This window comes from Planktotalea sp. (assembly GCF_049680325.1).
GTDB lineage: Bacteria > Pseudomonadota > Alphaproteobacteria > Rhodobacterales > Rhodobacteraceae > Planktotalea.
In genome coordinates this window covers 1-5,241 of sequence record NZ_JBAUHO010000097.1, presented here as the reverse complement: position 1 = coordinate 5,241, position 5,241 = coordinate 1, and the positions used below count along the sequence as shown (strand labels likewise).

General features: G+C 54.2%; 8 protein-coding genes and 1 tRNA gene. 7 read left to right on the top strand and 2 right to left on the bottom strand.

Going from position 1 to position 5,241, the window contains the following annotated elements; genetic code table 11:
* Positions 1–77 precede the first annotated feature (77 nt).
* Positions 78–161: transfer RNA gene (locus tag WBC85_RS04070), tRNA-Tyr, on the bottom strand.
* Positions 162–296: 135 nt separating this feature from the next.
* Here WBC85_RS04070 and rlmB point away from each other — a divergent pair.
* From rlmB to WBC85_RS04035, 7 genes are all read left to right on the top strand, one after another.
* A complete protein-coding gene (rlmB, locus tag WBC85_RS04065; protein WP_424433398.1) occupies positions 297–1,076 on the top strand; it encodes a 23S rRNA (guanosine(2251)-2'-O)-methyltransferase RlmB in 780 nt (259 codons plus the stop codon).
* Between the two features lie 108 nt (positions 1,077–1,184).
* Positions 1,185–1,484, top strand: coding sequence for a hypothetical protein (locus WBC85_RS04060; protein ID WP_424433397.1), 300 nt, complete (start codon positions 1,185–1,187; stop codon positions 1,482–1,484).
* Between the two features lie 71 nt (positions 1,485–1,555).
* Positions 1,556–2,683, top strand: a complete 1,128-nt coding sequence (ribB, locus tag WBC85_RS04055) for a 3,4-dihydroxy-2-butanone-4-phosphate synthase (RefSeq protein WP_424433396.1) — start codon at positions 1,556–1,558, stop codon at positions 2,681–2,683.
* Entirely contained in the window at positions 2,683–3,234 is a 552-nt protein-coding gene (locus tag WBC85_RS04050; RefSeq protein ID WP_424433395.1) for a 6,7-dimethyl-8-ribityllumazine synthase, read from the top strand. Before ribB ends, WBC85_RS04050 begins: the two co-directional genes overlap by 1 nt.
* A complete protein-coding gene (gene nusB, locus WBC85_RS04045; RefSeq protein WP_424433394.1) occupies positions 3,231–3,710 on the top strand; it encodes a transcription antitermination factor NusB in 480 nt (159 codons plus the stop codon). The genes WBC85_RS04050 and nusB overlap by 4 nt, the downstream gene beginning before the upstream one ends.
* 74 nt (positions 3,711–3,784) lie before the next feature.
* On the top strand, positions 3,785–4,114 hold the full coding sequence (locus WBC85_RS04040; RefSeq protein WP_424433393.1) for a hypothetical protein: 330 nt from the start codon (positions 3,785–3,787) through the stop codon (positions 4,112–4,114).
* 330 nt (positions 4,115–4,444) lie between these two features.
* Entirely contained in the window at positions 4,445–4,909 is a 465-nt protein-coding gene (locus WBC85_RS04035) for an MmcB family DNA repair protein (protein WP_424433392.1), read from the top strand.
* A 5-nt stretch (positions 4,910–4,914) separates the two neighbouring features.
* On the opposite strand, the gene WBC85_RS04030 is transcribed toward WBC85_RS04035, so the two are convergent.
* Positions 4,915–5,106 (bottom strand): DUF6324 family protein, encoded by a 192-nt coding sequence (locus tag WBC85_RS04030; protein ID WP_424433391.1) that lies wholly within the window; start codon positions 5,104–5,106, stop codon positions 4,915–4,917.
* Positions 5,107–5,241: the final 135 nt, after the last annotated feature.

Below are 5,241 nucleotides of genomic sequence, written 5' to 3'. Positions count from 1 at the left end.
CTCCAAATGTGTCGAAAAAACCGGCAGACACTGGAAGGTTAGTTGTAAAAGGTCATAAAATCAATGCTGTAAGAAAATGGTGGGCGACCCTGGAATCGAACCAGGCGTGCGTCTCCGCGAGGGAGTTACAGTCCCCTGCCACACCTTGCGGCCTGTCGCCCACTGCATTGCGTTAAAACGCATTGCGTGAGCGGGTGATTACAAGCGGGGTAATTCACCGTCAACCCGAAAAACTCTTGCGAAGCCAGATCATTCAAGGCAAGGCGAACACGGCTGTCAAGCCAGAGGAGCTGAAGATGAAAAAACCTAAGTGGGTCGTGAAAAAAGAGCAGGACAAAAAAGCGTCCAATGCTGAAACCGTTTGGCTTTTTGGCCTGCATGCAGTGCGGGATGCTTTGATGAACCCTGCGCGTGAAAAGTTGCAATTGGTTGTGACGTTGAATGCCCAAGGGAAATTGGCCGAAGCGATTGAAGCCTCTGGCATCGAGCCGCTTGTGTGCGATCCGCGCAAATTTGCGGCCCCGCTTGATCCACAATCCGTCCATCAGGGTGCCGCGCTTGAGGTAAAGCCGCTTTCATGGGGCCGTTTGGAAGATGTTTGTGTTGGGGGCACTGCCGCCGTCCCACGCGCGATCCTGCTGGATCGTGTGACTGACCCGCATAACGTCGGCGCGATTCTGCGCTCGGCCGAGGTTTTTGGTGCGAGCGCCGTTATCGGAACCCACCGTGGCTCTGCGCCTGAAACAGGCGCTTTGGCGAAAACTGCGAGCGGTGCGTTGGAACGTCAGCCATATTTGCGCATTCGCAATCTGGCCGAAAGCATCGAAGCCCTGCAAAAGATGGGTTATCTGGTGCTAGGCCTTGATGGCGAGGCCGAACAAACGATTGAAGCTGCGCTCGAAGGCAAGCGGGACCGTCCGATTGCTCTGGTGCTTGGTGCCGAGGGGCCGGGGCTGCGTGAGAAGACCAAAGAAACCGTAGATGCCTTGGTGCGGATCGAGTTCTCTGACGCCTTTGGCTCGCTTAACGTTTCCAACGCAGCGGCTGTCGCGCTTTACGCTAGTTTACCGCGTTAATGTTTTAATTCATTGGCTGGGCAGTCTGGCGAAGCCTTTCTTTGTTACGGCATCTTTCAACTCTCGGATCTAGGCCTATCTAGCGCAGAGAGTGAATGAAAGTGACCCATGCCGACTTCGACAAAGATCACTACCTGTTGTTATTGTGGCTCGCGTGCTGCGCTGGTTTTGCGTGGCAAGATCTCGCATGAATTGAGCTGTGGTTCGTGCGGAGCGCCGATCCGCATGATGAAGCGATTGGAGACGGATCCTAAAGCACAAAGCGCACCCAAACACGCAATCTCACATCTGCCTGCGCCTAAAAGCTTCAAGTCCAACAAAAAGGCCCAGAAACCCAAACGGCGCAAATCAGCACTTCGTTGGTTTATCGAAGAAGCCAAGGATGTAATCGAGGATATCTTCGATTGACGCGCCGCTCCTCTGGCAATGCGCTGTGCCTTGGGCTATTTGCGTGCAAACAAGATTGAAAAGGCGCTGCCATGAGCTTTGAAAAACCCGGCCCGGTTGAGGAAAACTGGAGCGATGCGATTTCTTCTGTGCAAGAGATCATCGAAGATGCGCGCAACGGGCGGATGTTCATTCTGGTCGATCACGAGGATCGCGAAAACGAGGGTGATCTGGTAATCCCTGCGCAAATGGCAACGCCGGAGGCGATCAACTTTATGGCCACGCACGGGCGCGGTTTGATCTGCCTTGCTCTGCCGGGCGAGCGGATCGAAGCGCTGGGCTTAGAGCTGATGAGCACGAACAATTCCTCTCGTCACGAAACCGCGTTTACGATTTCGATCGAGGCGCGCGAGGGTGTGACGACAGGCATTTCCGCCCATGACCGCGCGCGCACCGTCGCTGTTGCGATTGATGCAGGCAAAGGCGCGGCAGATATTGCAACGCCCGGCCATGTGTTTCCGCTGAAAGCGCGCAATGGCGGGGTTTTGGTTCGAGCAGGCCATACAGAGGCCGCAGTAGACGTATCCCGCCTGGCGGGGCTGAATGCCTCGGGCGTGATTTGCGAGATCATGAATGACGACGGTACCATGTCACGTTTGCCAGAATTGGTGGCTTTTGCGCAGAAGCATAGCCTGAAAATCGGCACTATCAGTGATCTGATCGCTTATCGCCGCCGCCATGACAATCTGGTAAAAGTACGCTCTGACGAAACCATCAACTCCGAATTCGGCGGCGAATGGAACATGCGCATTTATGCGGATGAAACCCAAGGGGCCGAACATATTGTTCTAATCAAAGGCGATATTTCTGGTGATGCGCCTGTGCTGACGCGAATGCACGCGATGGATCCGATGCTGGATGTGATCGGCACTGGCCCGAAAGGTCGTGCCGGTGAATTCGGCGATGCGATGAATGCGGTTGCCACTGAGGGGCGGGGCGTTGTTGTCCTGTTGCGCGACACGGCGATGAAGCTTGATCCCGACGCGGATGGTGTTTCGCCGCAGACTTTGCGCCAATATGGTTTGGGCGCGCAAATCCTTAGCTCGCTTGGTTTGTCCAAACTCGAGCTGCTGACCAATTCACCCTCGCCAAAGGTTGTTGGGCTCGATGCCTATGGCCTTGAAATCGTCGGAACCCGTAAAATTTCGGAGCTTGGATAATGGCTGGACATGAACAGCACTATATTCTGCCGCGCGCAGAGTTTGAACGCCCTGTAAAGCTGCTGATTGTGGTGTCGCCCTATTACAAGGATATCGCTGATAACATGGTGGCCGGCGCTATTGCGGAAATCGAAGCAGTTGGCGGCACCTATGATGTCGTTGAAGTGCCCGGTGCCTTGGAAATTCCGACGGCGGTAGGGATTGCCGAACGTCTCAGCAATTTTGACGGCTACGTCGCGCTGGGCTGTGTTATTCGCGGCGAAACCACGCATTATGATACCGTTTGCAACGACAGCTCTCGCGCGCTGCAATTGCTGGGCTTGCAGGGGCTTTGTATCGGCAATGGCATCCTCACAGTGGAAAACCGCAAGCAGGCCGAAGTGCGCGCCGATCCAAAAGATCAGAACAAAGGGGGCGGCGCTGCTGCTGCGGCCTTGCATCTGATCGCGCTCGCCCGTAAGTGGGGCGGCCAACGTAAGGGGGCAGGGTTTGTACCTGCAACCGATGAATACCAACTGGCAGGATTTGCCAAAGGAAAAGACCTCGCATGAGCACGGACAACGCCCTTTCGGGGAACGCCAAACGCAAGATGAAATCCGCAGCCCGCTTTTACGCGGTGCAAGCGCTGTTTCAGATGGAAAGTTCGGGGCAGACGGCCGAGGGCATCGTAACTGAATTCCTCGATCACCGTTTTGGCGCGGTCTATGAGGACATGGAATTCGTTGAAGGCGACGTAGACCTTTTCCGTGCCCTTGTAAGCGATGCAGTGAATTATCAGGCGCGTGTAGATCAGATGACAGATCGCGCGCTGGTCGCCAAATGGCCAATTGCGCGGATCGATCCGACATTGCGCGCCCTGTTTCGCTCTGCGGGCGGTGAACTGACGCAAAGCGATACGCCGCCCAAGGTAGTGATAAAGGAATATGTCGATATTGCTGCTGCGTTTTTTCCCGAAGGGAAAGAGCCAAAGTTCGTCAATGCAGTGCTCGATCACATGGCACGCGAGGCCAAGCCTGACGCGTTTTAAGCGCCTTTTGGCTGATCGGACTTGCAGGCCGTGCGAAAGGGGTTATCCTTTTGTTAGCAAATAGGAGTGTTCAGATGCCACGACTCATCCGTATGTATATTACTCAGGTGATAGTTGGATTTGTGATTTCTGCCGTCTTTGTTGGCGCGCTGATGTGGTTCAACATCATGAACCTTTGGCATCTCGTAACGCACTCTAGCGACGGCGTGTTGGCCGTTTTTCTGCTTTGGCTGTTCAACGGTATCGTATTTGCAGGTGTACAGTTTTCCATTCGGATTATGCGGATGAAAGACGATGACGACGATGAGCCACGTGGTGGAACAAAAGTGCGCGTCGACTATAACCGCCCCGTGCGTGTGAAAGTCGCTGCGAAACCACGCGATCCTTTTCAAAGACACCGGTAGTTCGGCACCCGAACCCATTGATCGAGTTTGCCCAGGTTTTTCTGGAACAAACTTGGGCGTGACATGTGGAAAAGTGGCGGAACCGCACGCAACCGTTCTGGTTATCTAATTCCCGGGGACCTGTATGTACAGGTGGGCGCCAGGTAAGTGGACCAGGGTCCAAACAGAGCCAGCTCCCTAGGGATTGCTTAAGGCCACTGGAATTCAACCGACAAACAAGAAGGGCAGAAGCCGCCGTCTTCACATGTAGGGTGCGAAAGCGGTTCCGACAAGGGGCATGTTGATTGAGCGGGCTTGATTTTGTTCTCACTTTGTTCATAAATCACCGCTATGAGCGATCCTGAACTTCTTGCGATGTCTACTTTGCAACCCGGCCAGTTGCTGGCGCGGGGCGTTTGCCGCCATATGGCGAGCCATGGATTTGTATGCATCGAGGAATTTGTGCCCAAGCGTGGCTTGCGCGTTGATGTGATTGCGCTTGGCCCCAAGGGCGAGCTTTGGGTGATCGAATGCAAATCCAGCAAGGCGGACTTTCAGACGGATAAGAAGTGGGAGGGCTATCTGGAGTGGTGCGATCGCTACTTCTGGGCCGTCGATTCCGATTTTCCTGTGGAATTATTGCCTGACGGTACGGGCCTGCTGATCGCTGATGCCTATGACGCTGAAATCATGCGCATGGGGCCTGAAGAGAAACTGGCCCCGGCACGGCGCAAAAAAATAACGCACAAATTCGCCACCGATGCTGCGCGCCGCCTACAATCCTTACGCGATCCGCGAAAGAAGATCTGGCTCTAACGATCTTATTTCGTAGCCATATTGCGTGCTCGTGACGCGGCCGCGCGAATTTCTTCTGCGATTTCTTCTGCTTCCTCGGGGTCAAAATCCATCGGAATTTCGATGCCGTCGCCTTCGATAAAAATACGCACCATGCCCGCATCGGTCGGGCCGATTTGCATGTTCGCTTCGATATCGCGCTCTGTATTAATGCCCATCGCCTGAATTCCTTTGACGTTTTCTTGTTTCGGCTACTGAAAAACAACTTGCTCTGCAAGCCTGCGTCCATATCAACTACAACAATGAGTGATATCAAGCTTTGTACCTATCAATCCAGCGATCATGATTGGGTG

Coding starts and splice junctions, on each gene's coding strand:
- nusB (WP_424433394.1), top strand. CDS start 3,231: ATGAGCACGGACAACGCCCTTTCGGGGAACGCCAAACGCAAGATGAAA.
- rlmB (WP_424433398.1), top strand. CDS start 297: ATGAAAAAACCTAAGTGGGTCGTGAAAAAAGAGCAGGACAAAAAAGCG.
- ribB (WP_424433396.1), top strand. CDS start 1,556: ATGAGCTTTGAAAAACCCGGCCCGGTTGAGGAAAACTGGAGCGATGCG.
- WBC85_RS04030 (WP_424433391.1), bottom strand. CDS start 5,106: ATGGGCATTAATACAGAGCGCGATATCGAAGCGAACATGCAAATCGGC.
- WBC85_RS04035 (WP_424433392.1), top strand. CDS start 4,445: ATGAGCGATCCTGAACTTCTTGCGATGTCTACTTTGCAACCCGGCCAG.
- WBC85_RS04040 (WP_424433393.1), top strand. CDS start 3,785: ATGCCACGACTCATCCGTATGTATATTACTCAGGTGATAGTTGGATTT.
- WBC85_RS04060 (WP_424433397.1), top strand. CDS start 1,185: ATGCCGACTTCGACAAAGATCACTACCTGTTGTTATTGTGGCTCGCGT.
- WBC85_RS04050 (WP_424433395.1), top strand. CDS start 2,683: ATGGCTGGACATGAACAGCACTATATTCTGCCGCGCGCAGAGTTTGAA.